We start from the raw sequence: 17,727 nt of genomic DNA, 5'->3' as shown, positions 1-17,727 counted from the left end.
CTCAGGCCTGCTCGAGGGCCGCCACGCCCGGAAGGGTCTTGCCCTCCAGCCATTCCAGGAAGGCGCCACCGGCCGAGGAGACATAGGTCATCCGCTCCGCCACCCCGGCGTGGCGCAGGGCCGAAACCGTGTCGCCGCCGCCGCCGATCGACTTGAGCCCGGCGGACTGCGTCAGTCCCGCCACGCTCTCGGCCACGGCCACCGTCGCCGCATCGAAGGGCGGCGTCTCGAAGGCGCCGAGAGGGCCGTTCCAGACCAGGGTGGAGGCCTTGCGGAGCCGCTCCTCGATCGCGTCCACCGTGTCGGGTCCCACGTCGAGCGCCATCATGTCGGCGGGAACGGAATCCACCGAAACGGTCCGGGTCTGCGGGTTCGGCTTGAACTCGGCGGACACCACGAGGTCGCGGGGCAGAAGGATCTCGCAGTTGGCGGCCTTGGCTTCATCAAGGATGCGCAGCGCCGTGCCGTGCATCTCCGCCTCCTGCAGCGACTTGCCCATGTTGTAGCCCTGGGCCGCGAGAAAGGTATTGGCCATGGCGCCGCCGATCACCAGCACGTCCACCTTGCGGGACAGGTTGCCCAGCAGGTCGAGCTTGGTGGACACCTTGGCACCGCCGACGATGGCGACCACCGGGCGTGAGGGCGTGCCGAGCGCGGCCTCCAGCGCCTTCAACTCCGCCTCCATCAGTCGCCCGGCAAAGGCGGGCAGCAGCCGCGCGACGCCCTCGGTGGTGGCATGGGCGCGGTGGGCAGCCGAGAAGGCGTCGTTGACATAGGCGTCGCCGAGCTTCGCGAACTCCGCCGAAAGGGCCGGGTCGTTCTTTTCCTCCCCGGCGTGGAACCGCGTGTTCTCCAGCAGCAGCACTTCGCCCTCAGCCATCTTCGCGACGGCGGCCTCGGCCTCGGGCCCGATGCAGTCATCGGCGAAGCCGACGGGGCGGCCGAGGACGGAGGAAAGCGCCTCCACCAGCGGGCGGAGCGACATCTCGGGCACGCGCTTGCCCTTGGGCCGGTCGAAATGGGAGAGCACGATGACCTTCGCGCCCTTCTCCGACAGCTCCTTGATCGTGGGGCAGAGCCGCTCGATCCGCGTGCGGTCGGTGATGGCCCCGTCGCGCACGGGCACGTTCAGGTCGGCGCGCAGCAGCACGCGCTTTCCCTTGGCGTCCAACTGGTCGAGCGTGCGGAACGAGGCCATCGGCATTTCCTTCATGAATGAAACGGGGGAGGGGGGTGCGGGCACCCCCCTCCGGGTATCAGAGCGTGCCGAGAAGGGCGGCGGTGTCGCTCATGCGGTTCGAGAAGCCCCACTCGTTGTCGTACCAGGACATCACCCGCACCAGCCCGCCATCGACCACCTGCGTCTGCGTGGCGTCGAAGGTCGAGGAATGCGCGTCGTGGTTGAAGTCGATGGAAACCAGCGGTGCCGTGTTGTAGCCGAGGATGCCCTTCAGCGGCCCGCTCTCGGAAGCCGCCTTCATCACCGCGTTGATCGCGTCCTTGGTCAGCCCCTCGGTCTTGGCCGGCACGAAGTCGAGGCTGACGAGGGAGACGTTCGGGGTGGGGATGCGGATGGCGGTGCCGTCCAGCTTGCCCTTCAGCTCCGGCATCACGAGGCCGACGGCCTTGGCGGCACCGGTGGAGGTCGGGATGGCCGAGACGGCGGCGGCGCGGGCGCGGTGCAGGTCCTTGTGCAGCGTGTCCACCGTGTTCTGGTCACCCGTGTAGGCGTGGATGGTGACCATGTAGCCGCGCAGGATGCCGAAGTTGTCGTGCAGCACCTTGGCGATGGGCGCCAGGCAGTTGGTGGTGCAGGAGGCGTTGGAGACGATCTTGTGCTCGGGCTTCAGCACCTGGTGGTTCACGCCATAGACGATCGTCGCCTGCGCGCTCTCGTCGGCCAGCTCCTCGCCCCAGGTGACGGGGGCGGAGACCAGCACCTTGCGCACCCCGGCCTGCAGCAGCTTGGCCGCGTCCGGCGACTTGGTGAAGATGCCCGTGCACTCGGCGCCGACATCCACGCCCTGCCAGGGCAGCTTGGTCGGGTCGCGCTCGGCCGTCACCTTGATCGGCTTGTGCGTGCGGCCGGCGGCGGTGATGACGAGGCTGTCGCCCTCCACCCGGACCTCGCCGGGGAAGCGGCCATGGACGCTGTCGTAGCGGAACAGGTGCGCGTTGGCCTCGATGGAGCCGAGGTCGTTGATGTGGGTGAACTCGACGTCGTCGCGCCCGCTTTCCATCGCCGCGCGCAGGACCAGCCGCCCGATACGCCCGAAGCCGTTGATCGCAACCTTGACCGCCATGTGCTTTCCTTTCCCGGAATTGATCTTGAAGGCGCCTTGATCAGGCAGCCTGGTTCACGCGGCGCTTCACCGCCGCCACCACGGCCTCGGCCGTGATGCCGAAGTGCCGGTAGAGTTCCTCGGCCGGCGCGCTGGCGCCGAAGCCGGCCATGCCGACGAACACCCCGTCCGGCCCGAGCCAGCGGGACCAGCCGAATTCCAGCGCCGCCTCGATGCCCACCCGCAGCGCGGAGCCGAGCACCTGTTCATGCCAGGACGGGTCCTGCAGCTCGAAAAGCTTCCAGCAGGGCAGGGACACCACCGCAGTCGGGATGCCCGCCTCCTCCAGCGTTTCCCGCGCGGCAAGGGCCAGCATGACCTCGGACCCCGTGGCGATCAGCGTCGCGCGGCGCTCGCCGCTGGCCTCGGCCAGCACGTATCCGCCGCGGGCGCTGCGGTTCTCGCCGACATCCGTGCGGAGGGTGGGAAGGTTCTGGCGCGACAGCGCGAGCACGCTCGGGCCGTCGGTGCGCTTGACAGCCAGTTCCCAGGCCTCCGCCGTCTCGATCACGTCGGCGGGCCGGAACACGTAGAGGTTGGGGATGGCACGCAGCGCCGCCAGGTGCTCGACGGGCTGGTGGGTCGGGCCGTCCTCGCCCAGGCCGATGCTGTCATGGGTCAGAACATGCACCGCGCGCTGGCGCATCAGCGCCGCCAGGCGGATCGCCGGGCGCATGTAGTCGCTGAACACCAGGAAGGTGCCGGAGTAAGGAATGATGCCGCCGTGCAGCGCCATGCCGTTCATCGCGGCGGCCATGCCGTGCTCCCGGATGCCCCAGTGCACGAAGCGCCCGCCGAAGTTCTCCGGCGTGAGCGCCGGGATGCCCTTGACGTTGGTGTTGTTGGAGCCGGTGAGGTCGGCCGAGCCGCCGATCATCTCGGGCACCGCCGGCACCAGGGCCTCCAGCGCCTTCTGGGATGCGACCCGGGTGGCGATCTTCGGCTTCTCGGCGGCTGCCTTCGCCTTCCACTCGGCGAGCGGCGCGTCCCAGCGCTCGGGCAGGCGCCCGGCCATGGCGCGCTCGAACTCGGCGCGGCTGGGGTGCTTGGCAAGGCGCTTCAGCCAGGAGCGGCGGGCGCCGCCGCAGCGCTTGCCGGCGGCCTCCCAATCCTGGCGGATCTCGCCAGGCACCTCGAACGGGGCGCCTTCCCAGCCCAGCGCCGCCTTCGCGGCGGCGGCTTCCTCCGCCCCCAGCGGCGCGCCGTGGCTGCCGGCCGTGCCGGCCTTCTTCGGCGCGGAGAAGCCGATGATGGTGCGGCAGGCGATCAGCGTCGGCTTGCGGGACTTGGTGGCGGCGGCGAGCGCGGCCGAGACCGCCTCGTGGTCATGCCCGTCCACCCGCCGGACGGACCATCCATAGGCGCGGAAGCGGGCCAGCGTGTCCTCGGAGACGGAAAGCGCCGTGTCCCCGTCGATCGAGATGTGGTTGTCGTCCCAGAGCACGGTGAGCTTGCCCAGGCCGAAATGCCCGGCCAGCGACGCCGCCTCGTGGGAGATGCCCTCCTGCAGGTCGCCATCCGAGGCGATCACCCAGGTGCGGTGGTCCACCAGGCTCTTGCCGAAGCGCGCCGCCAGATGGCGCTCCGCCATCGCCATGCCCACGGCGGTGGAGATGCCCTGGCCCAGCGGCCCCGTCGTTGTCTCGATCGCCGGGTGCTCGCCGACCTCCGGGTGCCCGGCCGCCGGGGAGTGAAGCTGGCGGAAGCGGCGGAGCTCCTCCGTCCCCATGCCGGCATGGCCGCTGAGGTGCAGCCAGGCATAGAGCAGCATGGAGCCATGGCCGGCGCTGAGCACGAACCGGTCGCGGTCCGGCCAGCGGGGATCGGACACGTCGTGCTTGAGGAAGCGCGTGAACAGGACGGTTGCGGCATCGGCCATGCCCATGGGCATGCCGGGATGGCCGGATTTCGCCGCCTCCACCCCGTCGATTGCAAGCGCCCGGATCGCATCGGCCATCCGGCGCACGGGCGTGGCGGGGCGCGAAAGGATCGCGTCCTGCGCAACCAGCGCCGGGCTTTGCTGAGGTGTTGCGGGCTGACGGTCGGGTTCGGAGGTGGCCAAGAGAAAGGTGTCTCCAGCGGCAGCGCGGGCGCGGCCCCTCGCCGGTTCCGCGCAATCCCGGCGCGCGGAGGTCGCTATAAAGGCGGGCCGCACCGATGCCAACCCTGCCGGCTGTCCCAGCACGGGAGACGAACAAACAAAAAAGGTGCATAGGGTCGGCGAAACTCTTAGAAGAAGATCAAGCCCATGGTCGGCACATGCGCCATGGTCCGATTATAATAAAACGATTCCGAAACGAAAAGGTGAACCGTTGAGGCCCTGGGGAGAAGCCCCGATCCGCAGGTTGAAGCCGCTGGCGAGGGCCGGTGCGGCACTGCTGGCCCTCTGCGGGGCCGCCGCGCCGGGCTGCGCCCTGCTGCTGCCGGCGGCGCTGGCCGTCCCCGCGCTGGCCGGCCTGGTCTTCGCCCTGGCATGCGGCGCGCTGCTTGCCGGCCGCGTCGCATGGCCGCACCTGCGCCGCGCCGCCCTTCTGCGCGAAGCGGTCAACAACACGGCGGTCCGCTACGCCGTCTTCGCCCCCGACCGCACCCTGCTGGACCGCAGCCCGTCCTGCGACATGCCCGGCTTCGACGTTCCTGGCCTCGGCCCACGCCCTTTGCCGCCCGGGCTGAAGCTGGACCATCTGGCCGCGGCGGCCGCCGGGCCGGGCCAGGACCGGTGCCGGTCCGTCACGGAGGTGATCGCCGCGCACGAGGACGACTCGATGGCGGAATACGACTGGGCCCTGCCGGACGGCCGCATCCTCCAGGTCAGCAAGCGGCGACTCTCGGGTGGGGAAGTGGCCCGATTCGCCCTCGACGTCACGGCCTACCGGACGCGGGAGATGCGCGCGCGCGCCATCCACGAGAGTGTCCCGGCCGCGATCTGGCACCTCGACCCGGAGGGCCGGACGCTGGCCGCGAACCGGCGGCTGCTGGACCTTTTCGGCGGCACCCTGCCCGACAACCTCGCGGCCGCCGGCCTGCAGCAGCTCGGCCGTCCCGGCGGCGGCCCCTTCGGGCTGCAGCCCGGGCAGGAGGTGGAGGGCATTCTGCCGGCCACCCGCGCGATGGCCGAGCGGCGGGTCATCGTCGTCGCCTCGCCCTGGCTGCCCGGCGAGGAAGGACAGCTCCAGGCCGTGCTCATGCTGTTGGACGTGACGCGGCTGCACGCCGCCCAGGCCCAGGCCGCCCATTTCGCCTGGCACGACCCGCTGACCGGCCTGCCCAACCGCTTCCGCTTTCAGCAGGCCCTGACCGATCTCGAGGCCGGGCCGGAGGGGGGAGCACTCGTCCTGGTGGAGCTGGCGGGGCTGGGCATGGTGAACGACGCGCTCGGCCTAGCGGCCGGCGATGCCTTGCTGAAGGAAGCCGCGCGGCGGTTGCGCGAGCAGGTGCGCCCGCTGGACCAAGTCTTCCGGATTGGCGGCAGCGAGTTCGCCGTGGTGGCCGCAGGCCTGCGCAGCCAAGGAGGCGGAGCCGCGATGGCCGCGCGGATCCGCCAGGGACTCGCGGCGCCGGTGGATCTCGGCCGGGGCGGCTCGCCCATCCGCGCCTGCATCGGCCACGCCATGCTGCCCGAGGATGCGGCCGATGCCGACACCCTGCACCGGGCCGCCGGCCTCGCCCTGGCCCTGGCCAAGCGCGAGGGCGAGGGCACGATCCGCGCCTATGAAGCGGCGCTCGGTGAGCAGGTGACCCGCCGCCTGGTGCTGCGGGAAAGGCTGAGCGCCGCGGTGGCCACGGGCGGCCTGCAGCTGGCCTGGCAGGCACAGGTGGATGCGCGCACCGGCGCGATGCGCGGCGCGGAGGCGCTGCTGCGCTGGCCCGATGGCCCGTTCGGCCCCGTCGCGCCCGGCGACTTCCTGCCCGAGGCCGAGGCCGCCGGGCTGATGCCGGCTATCGACGCCTGGGTGCTGGAGGAAGCCTTGCGGCAGAAGGCCGCCTGGATGGCCGCGGGCACCGGGCCGGAGGTGGTCGGCGTCAACATCTCGCCCATCACGCTGCGCGACCCGGCCTTCCCGCGCCGGGTTTCCGCGGCGCTGGCCCGCTATTGCGTGCCGGCCGAGTCGCTGGAGGTGGAAATCCCGGAGGTGGTGGCCGCCCGCGACCTCGATGCCATCGCACCGGTGCTCTACGAGCTGATCGCGGAGGGGGTGCGGCTCTCGCTGGACGATTTCGGCGGCGGCAGCTCGGCGCTCGCCCACCTGCTGCGCCTGCCCGTGGACCAGGTGAAGCTGGACCGCTCCATCGTCGCGGGACTGCCGGGCGGGGCGCGGGAGCGAGCGATCCTGCGCGCCGTCTCGACGCTCGCGCGCGGCATGGAAATACCCCTCCTCGCCGAGGGCGTGGAAACGGAGGAGCAGCGCCAAGCCCTTCTGGAGGAAGGCTGCTTGGTGATGCAGGGCTGGCTCTTCGGACGAGCCGTGCCGGCGGGGCGGCTGGCGGCGCGCTGAGCGCGCCCCCCGCCGCGGGCAGGCCTGCACAACGGCAAGCCCGCGGCGCGGCCGTGGCTTCAGAGCGCCCGGTTGGCGCGGGCCAGGATGGCCTCGAACAACACCTGGCACCCGTCGGCCGCTTCCTCCGGCAGGATGCTCTCGGCCTCGTTGTGGGACAGCCCGTCCTTGCACGGGGTGAAGATCATGGCGGCGGGAATGCGGCGCGCGACATAGATCGCGTCATGCCCGGCGCCCGAGATGATCTCGCGCGCGGGCAGGCCGAGCCGGGCCGCGGCATCGCGCACCAGCGCGACGCATTCGGGATCAAAGGGCTGGGCAGGGATGCGGAACAGCTCCCGCAACTCCAGCGCGAGGCCCAGCTCGGCCGCGATGGCGGCGGCGCGCGCCGGGAAATCGGTGGCCAGCGTCTCGATCTCCGCGCCGGACGGGTGCCGGAACTCGACGGAGAAGCGGACCTCGCCGGGGATGACGTTGCAGGAATTCGGCATGACCTGCAGCCGCCCGACCGTGCCGCGCCCCTCCTCGCCCCGCTCGCGCATCAGCGCGTCCACCAGCGAGACGATGCGCGCCGCGCCCAGCAGCGCGTCGCGCCGGGCCGAGGGCGGCGTGGTGCCGGCATGCGAATCCTGCCCGGTGATCACCGCGTCGTACCAGACCTGTGCCTGCCCGCCGGTGACGATGCCGATGCGCTTTCCCTCGCGCTCCAGGATCGGCCCCTGCTCGATGTGCAGCTCGAAGTAGGAATCGGCGGGGAAGGGGGCGGCGGGCGCCTCGCCGCGGAAGCCGATCCCGTCCAGCGCCTCGATCACCGAGACACCCTCCGTGTCGCGCAGCGCGTAGGTCGCGGCCTGGTCGTACACGCCGGACCAGACCCCGCTGCCCATCAGGGAATGGCCGAAGCGGCTTCCTTCCTCGTCGGTCCAGTTCACCAGTTCCAGCGGGGCCTCGGTCTCGATGTTCAGGTCCTGCAGCGTGCGCATCACCTCCAGCCCCGCGATGACGCCGAGCGCACCGTCGAACTTGCCGCCCGTCGGCTGGCTGTCCAGGTGGCTGCCGAAAAGAACGGGCGCGCGCTTCGGGTCGCGCCCGGGGCGGCGGGCGAACATGTTGCCCATGCTGTCCACCCGCAGCGTCAGCCCGGCCGCCTCGCACCATCCGGCGAAGCGCTCGCGCCCTGCGCGGTCCACCTCGGTCAGCGTCAGGCGCTTCACGCCGCCCTTGGGGGTGGCACCCACCTCGGCCATGGCCATGAGGCTGTCCCAGAGGCGGGTGGGATCGATGCGCTGGTTGGTGCCGGACATGGGCCGATGGGTCTTCCCGTTGATCGTCGCGCCGTGATGCGGCGGCGCGGCGTGGCGGGCAAGGGGCTGGCTTCAGCCCGCCAGTTCCGTCCGCACCGCCGCCAGCACCTCCTCCGACAGCGGGTCCTTCTCGCCCACCGCGCGGGCCAGGGAAACGGCGCCGATCATGGCGGCGAGCGCCAGCAGCGCCCGTTCCCGCCGCCGGCGCTTCACGGCCGCGGGCAAGAGGCGCTCCATCACTCCGGCCAGGCCGCGGATGCCGGCCGCATAGGCACCGCGCACGGCGCCGCCCGGCGTGTCCCGCGCGGCTTCCGCCAGAAAGGTCGGGGCCGCGCAGCCCCTGCCGGGCGCGTCACGGTGGGCGGCGCAGAGGTACTGCTCCAGAAGGCGCGCGAAGCCCTCGCCGCCCGGATCCGCCGCGAGCGCTTCCCAGCGCGTGCAGGCGCGGCCGAAGGCATGGCCGCAGGCCTCCGCCGCCAGGGCCTCCTTGGAGGGGAAGTGGCCGTAGAAGCCGCCATGGGTCAGCCCGGCGGCGGCCATCACCTCGGCCACGCTGACCGCCTCCACCCCGCGCTCCCGGAACAGGCGGGCGGCCACGTCCAGCACCGCCTGGCGCTTCTCCGCCACTTCCGCCCGCGAGGATCGCGCCATGCCGTACACTCCCTTTCGCCCGAAGCGGTCCCCCGAGATTACCTGATTGACTTTATCATGACGAGCGTCATGGTTATACATGACAGACATCATGATAATGCGATGACCCGACCCTCCAACGCCACCCGGGCGGCCGCGTGAGGCTGGCCGGCACCCTGAACGCCCGGCTGGCCCGGCGCGGCATCCATTACGGCTGGGTGATGGTGGCGCTCACCTTCCTGGTCTCCCTTTCCTCCGCCGGGGCCATGGGCATCCTCGGGGCGCTTCTGCTGCCCCTGCAGCGGGAAACCGGCTGGGACACCTCTGCGATCTCCGGGGCGCTCACGCTGCGGCTTCTCCTGTTCGGGCTGATGGCGCCCTTCGCCGCGGCGATCCTGGCGCGCTACGGCCTGGCAAGGACCATCGCCCTGGCCATGGGCCTCGTGGTCACGGGATGCGTCCTGTCCCTCCGGATGACGGCGGTCTGGCAGCTCTGGCTGTGCTGGGGTGTCATGACAGGCATCGGCACGGGAATGACGGCCCTGGTGCTCGGCGCCACCGTGGCCAACCGCTGGTTCGTCCAGCGGCGCGGCCTGGTGCTGGGCCTGCTGACGGCGGCCAACGCCACGGGGCAGCTCGCCTTCCTGCCGCTGGCGGCCTGGCTGGCTCAGAACCAGGGCTGGCGGATCGCGATGGCGCCGGGAATGGCCGCTTGCGTGGCGACCGGCGGGCTGGCGCTCCTGCTGATGCGGGACCGCCCCTCCGACCTCGGCCTCGCCGCCTATGGCGAGGTGCCCGGTGCCGCCACGCCGCCAGCCGCGCCCTCGGCCAACCCCGTGCGCAGCGCCTTCGCCGCGCTCGGCGAAGCCTCCCACAGCCCCGTTTTCTGGATCCTCTTCGCCACCTTCGCGATCTGCGGGCTTTCCACGGCCGGGCTGATCCAGACCCACTTCATCCCGCTCTGCGTGGATTTCGGCATGGCGGAGGTGCAGGCGGCCTCAGTGCTGGCGATGATGGGGATCTTCGACTTCGTGGGCACCATCGCCTCCGGCTGGCTGTCCGACCGCTACGACAACCGGCGGCTGCTGTTCTGGTACTACGGGCTGCGCGGCCTCTCGCTCCTCTTCCTGCCCATGAGCACCTTCTCCCTCTACGGCCTGTCAGTCTTCGCCATCTTCTACGGGCTGGACTGGATCGCGACGGTGCCGCCGACGGTGAAACTGGCCGGACAAGCCTTCGGACGGGAGAAGGCGCCCCTGGTCTTCGGATGGATCTTCACCGCGCACCAGCTCGGGGCCGCCGCCGCGGCTCTGGGCGCTGGCATCAGCCGGGACGTCTTCGCGAGCTATCTTCCCGCCTTCTACCTCGCCGGCGGCGCGTGCCTCGTCGCGGCCGCGCTGGTGCTCGGCGCGCGGCCGAAGGCGACGCTCCGGCGGGCAACGGCGTAGCGCCGGCAGCGGCCAGCCTCGCGGGCCGCGTCCGGGGACAGCGGCCTTGCAGGCCGCGTCTGGGGACAGCGGCCTTGCAGGCCGCGTCTGGGGACAGCGGCCTTGCAGGCCGCGTCTGGGGGAGCGACCTTGCGGGCCTCCTGGCGCGGACCCGCGCGCCGGTCATCGCCGGAACCAAGCATGGCGCAGCCACATCCATCCGCCCCAACCCTTCTCCGCAACAGCGGGCTCGATACGCCGGAGGTGCGCCAGGCGCGGGTAGACCTGGCCGCGTGCTTCCGCATGGCCGCGCGGCTCGGCCTGCAGGAAGGCATCTGCAACCACCTCTCGGTGGTGGTGCCCGGGCGGCCGGACCTGATGCTCGTGAACCCCTACGGCCTGTCCTTCGCCGAGGTCACCGCCTCGCGCCTGCTGATCTGCGACTTCGAGGGCAACGTGCTGGCGGGGGAGGGGGTGCCGGAGGCGACGGCCTTCTTCATCCATGCCCGGCTGCACCTGCGCCACCCGCGGGCGGTCGCGGCCTTCCACACGCATATGCCGAACGCCACGGCCCTCTCGATGCTGGAAGGGCCGCCGCTGGTCTGGGCGGGGCAGACGGCGCTGAAGTTCTACGGCCGCACGGCGGTGGACGAGGAGTACAACGGGCTCGCCCTCGACACCGCGGAAGGCGACCGCATCGCCGCGGTGATGGAAGGCGCGGATATCGGCTTCCTCAAGAACCACGGGGTGATGGTGGTCGGCCCTTCCATCGCCGAGGCATGGGACGACCTTTACTACCTGGAACGGGCCGCGGAGGTGCAGCGCCTGGCCTTCTCCACCGGCCGCCCCCTTAAGCCCGTGCCGCGCGAGGTGGCCGAGCGCACCTATGCCCAGATGCGGGAGGGTGGCGACGAGAGCGCGCGCCTCCACCTCGAGAGCGTCAAGCGAATCCTGGCGCGCGCGGAGCCCGACTATCTCGACTGAGCGCGCCGCGCCCCAAGGGCGGGCGCGGCTGATCGGCTTGCTCTGCCTTTCCTTCACAGCCCTGGGCTGGGGGCTGAACTGGCCGGTGGTGAAGTCGCTGCTGGGCGAGATGCCGCCCCTGGCGGCGCGCGGCTTCGCGGGGGTTCTCGCGGGGCTGGGGCTTGCCCTGGTCGCGGCGATGCGGGGCCGGTCGCTTTCGGTGCCGAAGGGGCGGCGCGCTCCCCTGGCGGCGGCGGCGCTGCTGAACGTCACGGCCTGGATGGGCCTGCCCACCCTCGGGCTGCTGTTCCTCCCCGCGGGCGAGGCCGCGATGATCTGCTACACCATGCCCGCATGGACCGCGCTGGCTGCCTGGCCGGTGCTGGGCGAGCGGCCTTCCGCCACGCGCGTGCTGGCGCTGCTGCTGGGGATGGCGGGGGTGGCCGTGCTGGTGGCGGGAACGGGCGTTTCGCTGGACCACGGCAAGCTTCCCGGCGTGGCCCTGCTGCTGGCGGCGGCGCTGCTCTTCTCCCTGGGCACGGTCTGGTTCAAGCGCCACCCGCTCGGGCTGGACCCCATGATCGCGGTGGCCTGGCAGGTGGGGCTGGGCTGCCTGCCCCTCGCGGCCGGATCCCTGGTGCTGGAACACTTCGATCCCGCCGCGCTTTCCGCCCGGGCCTGGGCGGAGTTCCTCTACATGGCCACGCTGCCGCTCTGCCTCTGCTATCTCACCTGGTTCGCGGCCCTGGCGGCGCTTCCGGCGGGGGTGGCGGCCATCGGCACGCTCGCGACGCCCCTGATCGGGGTGCTCTCCGCCGCGCTCCTGCTGGGGGAACCTTTCGGCTTGCGCCAGGGGGTGGCGCTGCTGATGACCATGGCTGGCATCCTGCTGGCCATCCGGTCTCCCTCGAGGCGCGGGAGAGCAGGGGAAGGGGCTTGAACGGTCAGGCGCCCTGCCCATTTTGCTCACTATGTTAGCTTGCTACGACACACTGCCATGGCGCTGAAGGCCGAGTTCGTGATGGCGCTCCGCCGCGTCACCCAACGGTGGCGCACGCGCTGGGACGCGGAGCTTCGCGACAGCGGGCAGACGCTCGGCCGTGCCCGCGCCCTCATGCTTCTCTGGGAAGCCGGCGGCGGGGAGATGCAGCGCGACCTGGCCGGCCAGCTATCCGTGGAGCACCCGACCCTCGTGCGCCTGCTTGACGGGCTGGAGCGGCAGGGGCTGATCCGGCGCGATCCCGTGCCCGGCCATGGCCGGGCCAACCGCATTGTGCTGACCGAGGCGGCCGCGCCGGTCGTCGAGGCCGTGAACACGGCTTCCGAGGCGTTGCGCGAGCGGGTGTTGCACTCGATCCCGTCCGGCGACCTCGAGACGGCGCTGCGCGTCCTGCAGCGGATCGCCGCCAACCTGGACGCCATGGACGCCGTTCAGGCAGCAGGCGCCACCCGGCCGCCGGAGGCAGAGTCGTGAGCGAGAGCAGGGCGGCGGCGCCCGAACCGGCAGCGGACCCCGCCGCGGAGACGATCTCCGTTCCGAGGCTTGCCCTCTACACCCTGGCCTCGCTGACCTTCGGCCTGGCGCAGGGCCTGGGGAACAACCTGGTCGCGGCCAACCTCCAGGCGGTGCAGGGGACCTTCGGCGCCACCACGAACGAGGCTGCCTGGCTGATGGCCGCCTACAGCTCCACCAGCATCACGGCCTCTCTGCTGCTCTGGAAGCTGCGGACGCAGTTCGGGCTCCGGCTGGTCGCCAAGATCAGCCTGGTTTTCCTGGTGCTGCTCTCGCTGGCGCATGTGGTCGTGCACGACCTTCCGGCCGCCGTGGTGCTGCGGGCCGTCGCCGGCTTCGTCGGCGCCATGCTGAACACCCTCGCCTTCCTCTACGTGCTGGAGGCGCTGCCGGTCCGGCACAAGCTGACCACCGGGATCGCGGTCGGGCTCACGGGCTCGCAGATCGCGGTGCCGCTGGCCCGGCTGGTTTCGCCGGGGCTGCTCGACATCGGGCTCTGGCCGCAGCTCAACCTGCTGGAACTGGCGCTGTCGCTGATGGCGCTGGCCTGGGTCTTCGTGCTGCCCATCACCCCGCCGCCCCGTGCGAAGGTCTTCGACCGGGTGGATGCGGTGAGCCTGCCGCTGCTGATCCTCGGCCTCGGGCTGTTGGCCGTGGTGCTCAGCCTCGGTCGCTACTACTGGTGGGCCGAAGCGCCCTGGCTGGGCGTCTGCCTCGCGGGCGGGATCGGCGCGCTGACCCTGCTGGTGGCGGTGGAGCTGAACCGCGAGCGGCCGCTGGTGAACCTGCGCTGGCTTTCCTCCACCGACATGATCCTGTTCGGCGGGTCCATGTTCTTCGCCCGCTTCGTGCTGTCGGAGCAGACCACCGGCACCGTCGGGTTCTTCCAGAACCTCGGGCTGCTGAACGAGCACATGGCCGGCATGTTCTGGGTGATCTTCGCGGCCACCCTGGCCGGCTTCGTGGGCGTCGCCTTCATCAACCGGCCGGAGAACCGCCCCGCGATCCACATGGTGGCGCTGGCCATGATCACCCTGGGCGCCTGGCTGGAAAGCCATGGCACCAGCCTGACGCGCCCGCAGGACGTGTATCTGGCGCAGGGGCTGGTGGCCTTCGGCGGCGCCATCTTCCTGCCGCCCGCCGTCGGCTGGAGCTTCGCGCACACGCTGCGCTGGGGCATCCAGCACCTGACCAGCTTCTTCGCGGTCTTCCTCGCCTCCCAGAACCTGGGGGGGCTGCTCGGCGCGGCGGCACTCGGCACGCTCGTGACCGTGCGGGAGAAGTTCCATTCGAGCCAGATCGTCGAGAACCTGACCCTGGCGGACCCGATCGTGGCCCAGCGCATCCAGCAATACGGCGGGTCCTATGCCCGCGTGCTCGGCGACCCCGCGCTGCGCGGCGCGGAAGGCTCCGCGCTGCTGGGCCAGGTGGCGACGCGCGAGGCCTATGTGCTCGCCTACAACGATCTGTTCCTGGTCGTCGCGATCGTGTCCGCCCTCTGCCTGCTCGGCCTCGTGATCCATCAACTCATCGCCCGCCTCGGCGCCGCCCGCCGCGCGCAGGCGGCCTGAACCCCATCCCGGAACCCCATGTCCTTCCCCAAGCTTCCCGGCTCCCGCGCCACCATCCCGGCCATCCTGGCGGGCATCGCGGGCATCCTGCTCGTGCTCTACGCATGGCGGCTGCCGCCCTTCACCTCCTCGGTCCAGACGACCGACGACGCCTATGTGCGCGGGCTCGTGACCGTGGTCAGCCCGCAGGTGGCGGGATACCTGGTGGAGATCCCCGTGCAGGACTACGCCGCCGTGAAGGAGGGCGACCTGCTCGCGCGGATCGACGACCGCATCTTCCAGCAGCGCCTCGCCCAGGCACGGGCGCAGCTCTCGACGGCGCTGGCGACCCTGTCCAACCTCGAGCTGCAGCGGCGGACCAAGGAAGCGGGCGTGGACGTGGCCCGCGCGCAGGTGGAGAACGCCGAGGCGCAACTGGTGAAGGCCCAGGCCGACCAGCGCCGCATGGCGCCCCTGATCGAGGCGAACATCCAGTCCCGCGCGCAAGGCGACACGCTGCGCGCGGCCTTGCGCCAGGCGGAGGCCGGGGTGGCGCAGAACCGCGCATCGGAAACCGTGGCGGAGCAGTCCCTGGCGGAGACCCTGGCCACGCGCCCGGGCCTGGAGGCCGCCGTCCAGAATGCAGAGGCCGCCGTCCGCCTCGCGGAGATCGACGTCCAGAACACCCGCATCCTCGCCCCGCGGGATGGGCGGCTGGGCGAGGTGGGCGCCCGGCTCGGCCAGTACGTGACGGCGGGGACGCAGATCACCTCGGTGGTGCCCTCGCTCCGCTGGGTGGTGGCCAACTACAAGGAAACGCAGCTCGCGGGCATGCAGGCCGGGCAGCCCGTCAGCGTCCGGGTGGATGCGCTGCAAGGCGCCCGCCTGAGCGGGCGGGTGGAGCGCTTCTCCCCGGCCACCGGATCGGAGTTCAGCGTGATCCGGGCGGACAATGCGACGGGCAACTTCACCAAGGTGGCGCAGCGCCTGCCCGTGCGGATCGTGATCGACCCCGGCCAGCCGCTGGCCGACCGCCTGTCGCCGGGCATGTCGGTGGTGGTCAGCATCGACACGGCGGCGGCCGTGCCGGCAGGGGAGGAGCGGCGGGCGGTCGCGCAGGACTGAGCCGGCCGCCCATCAGGCGGCCGGGCTGGCGCCGGGCAAGGTGAGGCGGGCCGTCGTGCCCCGTCCCGGGGCGCTCTCCAGCGCGAAGCGGCCTCCTTGCAGCTCCACCAGCGCATGGGCGATCGGCAGCCCGAGGCCCGTCCCGCGCTCGCCCGTGTTGCCCAGGCGCCCGAAGGGTTCCATGGCGACGCGAAGCTGCGCCGCGTCCATGCCCGGGCCGTCATCGGACACGCGGATCGTCACCTCGCCTCCCTCACGCTCCGCGACGATGGCGGCGCAGGCTCCGCGCCCCGCGTACTTCATGGCGTTTCCGAGGAGATTGAGTAGCACTTGCAGCAGCGAGCGGGCGTCGGCCGTCGCCGTCAGTCCCGGCGGGATGCGGACGGATACGTCCACCCCGCGCGCGGCGGCTTCCGTTCGCAGCAGCCGCGCGGCGCGCTCGGTGAGGGTGGCCAGCTCGACCGGGAGCAGGTCCAGGGTCTGCTTGCCCTCGCGCAGCGCGGTGAAGCGCTGCACGTCCTCGATCAGGGCCAGCATGTGCTGGCCGCCCTGCGCGATGTCCTCGACGAACTCCGCATAAAGCCGGTGGCCCAGAGGACCATGTGGCTGCATCTGCAGGAGCTCCGCGAAGCCAAGGACGGCGTTCAGCGGCGTTCGCAGCTCGTGCGTCACCTCCGCCATGGCGCGTTCCCGCCGGCGTACGGACTCCACGGCGTCCCTTTGCGCGCCACGGGCGGCTGTCAGGGCGGTGGCAAGGTCGGTGAGGGTCTCCTGGGTCGCCGTCATCAGCCGGCCCGCGAGGTCGGGCATCCCGATCGGCAGGGCGGGCAGCGCCTCGGTGGCCGCGAAGGCGGTGAGGGCCTCGGTGCTCTGCCGCACCGGCACGAGGAGGGCGCGGATGCCCGCCAGAGCCGCGGCGAAGCCGAGCAGGGTGGCACCCAGCAGGACGCCAACCAGCTTCCAGTCCGCCTCCCCGTCCCGCAGCATCACGCCCAGCGCGGCCAGGAGGGGCAGATGGGTCGCGAGAAAGGAAAGCAGAAAGAACTTGCCGGCGTAACCGAAGGGCAGGCGCATCCGGGAAAGGAGATTGTAGAAGTTCATGCGGAACGCTGCCTAACCTGTCGCTCCGCGTGATCCCAGGGAAAGCCTTCCGGCGTTGCGTAAGGAAAGGTCGGCGGACGTTCCGGCGGCTCGCTGAGACCTATCCTGGTCTGACGCCCGTTGGGTGGGAAGGGTCGGGATCGGGCGCGTTCAGAGGAAACGGGCGCGAAGGTCGATGCTGTCGCGCTGGCCCAGCGCACCCCTGTTTTCCTGGAGCCAAGCATCGGCGGCCGCCCGACCATCTTCCCTCAGGCTGGTCAGAAAACCCCAGTCGCCGTTGTATTTGCTGGACATGCCAAGCCGGCGCATGCGCTCCTCATCCTCAATCAGATGCATGAAGAGGCGCTGGTACCGGGGTGGCTTGAGAACGCCCTCGTCCACCAGTCGCTGGACGAACTCGATGGCGCGCATTTCATAGATCAAGGACGCATTGAAGCTGATCTCGTTCACCCGGGTGTTGATGTCCTGCACCGTCTGCGGGATGTCGGGACGGGAGAGCGGGTTGATGCCGACCAGCACGATGTCGGGCGGCCCGCCGCCGTCGTAGAGGGGCCAGAGGGCCGGGTTGCCGAGGAAGCCGCCATCCCAGAACGCCTCGCCCTCGATCTCCACGGCGCGGAACAGGGCAGGAAGGCAGGCAGAGGCGAGCAGCGCCTCCTGCGTCACCTCATGCCGCGAGAAGACCCTGGGCTTTCCGGTGCGGACGTTGGTGGCCGTGACGAAAAGCCGGGGCGCCTCGGGGTGGCTGCACAGGAGTCCCAGGTCGAGCACTTCGTCAAGAACCTGCCTTAAGGGGTTCATATCGAAGGAAAATGGGTTCAGCTGATACGGCGAGAAAACCCGCGTCATGGCGTCAAAGGCCTGCCAGGCGATGCCGTTGCTCAGATCGGGGCCCCAGAGCAGTCGTTCGAGCGGATTGTTGCGCAACGGGCTGAGGGCCGCCCGCGCGCCGATTGAACCCCAGAGGCGGTCCAGGGCCGCCGCCGCGCCGGCACGCCCGCCCGCCGCGATGCCCTGTGCGAAGGCCGCGCCGTTGATCGCACCGGCGGAGGTGCCGGAAAGGGCGGCGACCTCGATCTCCTCCTCCTCGAGCAGGCGAAGCAGCACGCCCCAGGTGAAGGCGCCGTGCGTGCCGCCACCCTGCAACGCCAGGTTGATCCGCAGCGGCCCCGCGGGGCGGGCAATGGACGGGGAGGCGGGGGTGCCGTCCAGGGGCGGCATTCCCTCCGCGCCGCCTCCCGAACCGCTCCCCGCGCTGGCCTCCGGAGCGCCGTCC

The 17,727-nt window shown here is 71.3% G+C and carries 14 protein-coding genes; 7 read left to right on the top strand and 7 right to left on the bottom strand.

The features are described from left to right. Position 1 precedes the first annotated feature (1 nt). From ACFFIC_RS00165 to tkt, 3 genes are read right to left on the bottom strand one after another with little or no spacing between them, the layout of a single operon-like run. The gene (locus ACFFIC_RS00165) at positions 2-1,204 is read right to left on the bottom strand and encodes a phosphoglycerate kinase (RefSeq protein WP_377047970.1); all 1,203 of its coding nucleotides are present in this window, start codon (positions 1,202-1,204) and stop codon (positions 2-4) included. Between the two features lie 52 nt (positions 1,205-1,256). Beyond that, entirely contained in the window at positions 1,257-2,303 is a 1,047-nt protein-coding gene (gene gap / locus ACFFIC_RS00160; RefSeq protein WP_377047969.1) for a type I glyceraldehyde-3-phosphate dehydrogenase, read from the bottom strand. Positions 2,304-2,343: 40 nt separating this feature from the next. Further along, on the bottom strand, positions 2,344-4,299 hold the full coding sequence (tkt, locus tag ACFFIC_RS00155) for a transketolase (RefSeq protein ID WP_377048268.1): 1,956 nt from the start codon (positions 4,297-4,299) through the stop codon (positions 2,344-2,346). Positions 4,300-4,654: 355 nt separating this feature from the next. Between tkt and ACFFIC_RS00150 the strand changes: the two genes are divergently transcribed. Then, positions 4,655-6,838 (top strand): putative bifunctional diguanylate cyclase/phosphodiesterase, encoded by a 2,184-nt coding sequence (locus tag ACFFIC_RS00150; protein ID WP_377047967.1) that lies wholly within the window; start codon positions 4,655-4,657, stop codon positions 6,836-6,838. 59 nt (positions 6,839-6,897) lie between these two features. Here ACFFIC_RS00150 and ACFFIC_RS00145 read toward each other — a convergent pair whose 3' ends face one another. Continuing rightward, positions 6,898-8,142 (bottom strand): Zn-dependent hydrolase, encoded by a 1,245-nt coding sequence (locus ACFFIC_RS00145; protein WP_377047966.1) that lies wholly within the window; start codon positions 8,140-8,142, stop codon positions 6,898-6,900. Between the two features lie 72 nt (positions 8,143-8,214). Further along, entirely contained in the window at positions 8,215-8,793 is a 579-nt protein-coding gene (locus ACFFIC_RS00140; protein ID WP_377047965.1) for a TetR family transcriptional regulator, read from the bottom strand. A gap of 137 nt (positions 8,794-8,930) precedes the next feature. Here ACFFIC_RS00140 and ACFFIC_RS00135 point away from each other — a divergent pair, with 137 nt between their 5' ends. From ACFFIC_RS00135 to ACFFIC_RS00110, 6 genes are all read left to right on the top strand, one after another. Then, the gene (locus ACFFIC_RS00135) at positions 8,931-10,220 is read left to right on the top strand and encodes an MFS transporter (protein ID WP_377047964.1); all 1,290 of its coding nucleotides are present in this window, start codon (positions 8,931-8,933) and stop codon (positions 10,218-10,220) included. Positions 10,221-10,400: 180 nt separating this feature from the next. Beyond that, complete coding sequence (locus tag ACFFIC_RS00130; protein ID WP_377047963.1) at positions 10,401-11,183, top strand: aldolase; 783 nt, start codon at positions 10,401-10,403, stop codon at positions 11,181-11,183. Positions 11,184-11,220: 37 nt separating this feature from the next. Further along, complete coding sequence (locus ACFFIC_RS00125) at positions 11,221-12,102, top strand: DMT family transporter (protein WP_377047962.1); 882 nt, start codon at positions 11,221-11,223, stop codon at positions 12,100-12,102. Positions 12,103-12,159: 57 nt separating this feature from the next. Continuing rightward, positions 12,160-12,636: a MarR family winged helix-turn-helix transcriptional regulator gene (locus tag ACFFIC_RS00120; RefSeq protein ID WP_377047961.1), complete on the top strand. Its 477-nt coding sequence runs from the start codon at positions 12,160-12,162 to the stop codon at positions 12,634-12,636. Next, entirely contained in the window at positions 12,633-14,246 is a 1,614-nt protein-coding gene (locus ACFFIC_RS00115; RefSeq protein ID WP_377047959.1) for an MFS transporter, read from the top strand. The genes ACFFIC_RS00120 and ACFFIC_RS00115 overlap by 4 nt, the downstream gene beginning before the upstream one ends. An 18-nt stretch (positions 14,247-14,264) precedes the next feature. Continuing rightward, complete coding sequence (locus tag ACFFIC_RS00110) at positions 14,265-15,350, top strand: HlyD family secretion protein (protein ID WP_377047957.1); 1,086 nt, start codon at positions 14,265-14,267, stop codon at positions 15,348-15,350. A gap of 12 nt (positions 15,351-15,362) precedes the next feature. Here the strand turns inward: ACFFIC_RS00110 and ACFFIC_RS00105 are convergent, their stop codons facing one another. Together ACFFIC_RS00105 and ACFFIC_RS00100 are read right to left on the bottom strand one after the other, a co-directional pair. After that, the gene (locus ACFFIC_RS00105; protein WP_377047956.1) at positions 15,363-16,451 is read right to left on the bottom strand and encodes a sensor histidine kinase; all 1,089 of its coding nucleotides are present in this window, start codon (positions 16,449-16,451) and stop codon (positions 15,363-15,365) included. 150 nt (positions 16,452-16,601) lie between these two features. Then, the gene (locus ACFFIC_RS00100; RefSeq protein ID WP_377047955.1) at positions 16,602-17,597 is read right to left on the bottom strand and encodes a patatin-like phospholipase family protein; all 996 of its coding nucleotides are present in this window, start codon (positions 17,595-17,597) and stop codon (positions 16,602-16,604) included. Positions 17,598-17,727: the final 130 nt, after the last annotated feature.

Origin of the sequence: Muricoccus vinaceus (assembly GCF_042433125.1) — a bacterium.
Taxonomy (GTDB): domain Bacteria; phylum Pseudomonadota; class Alphaproteobacteria; order Acetobacterales; family Acetobacteraceae; genus Roseomonas; species Roseomonas vinacea.
This window is presented reverse-complemented; position numbering and strand designations above follow the sequence as displayed.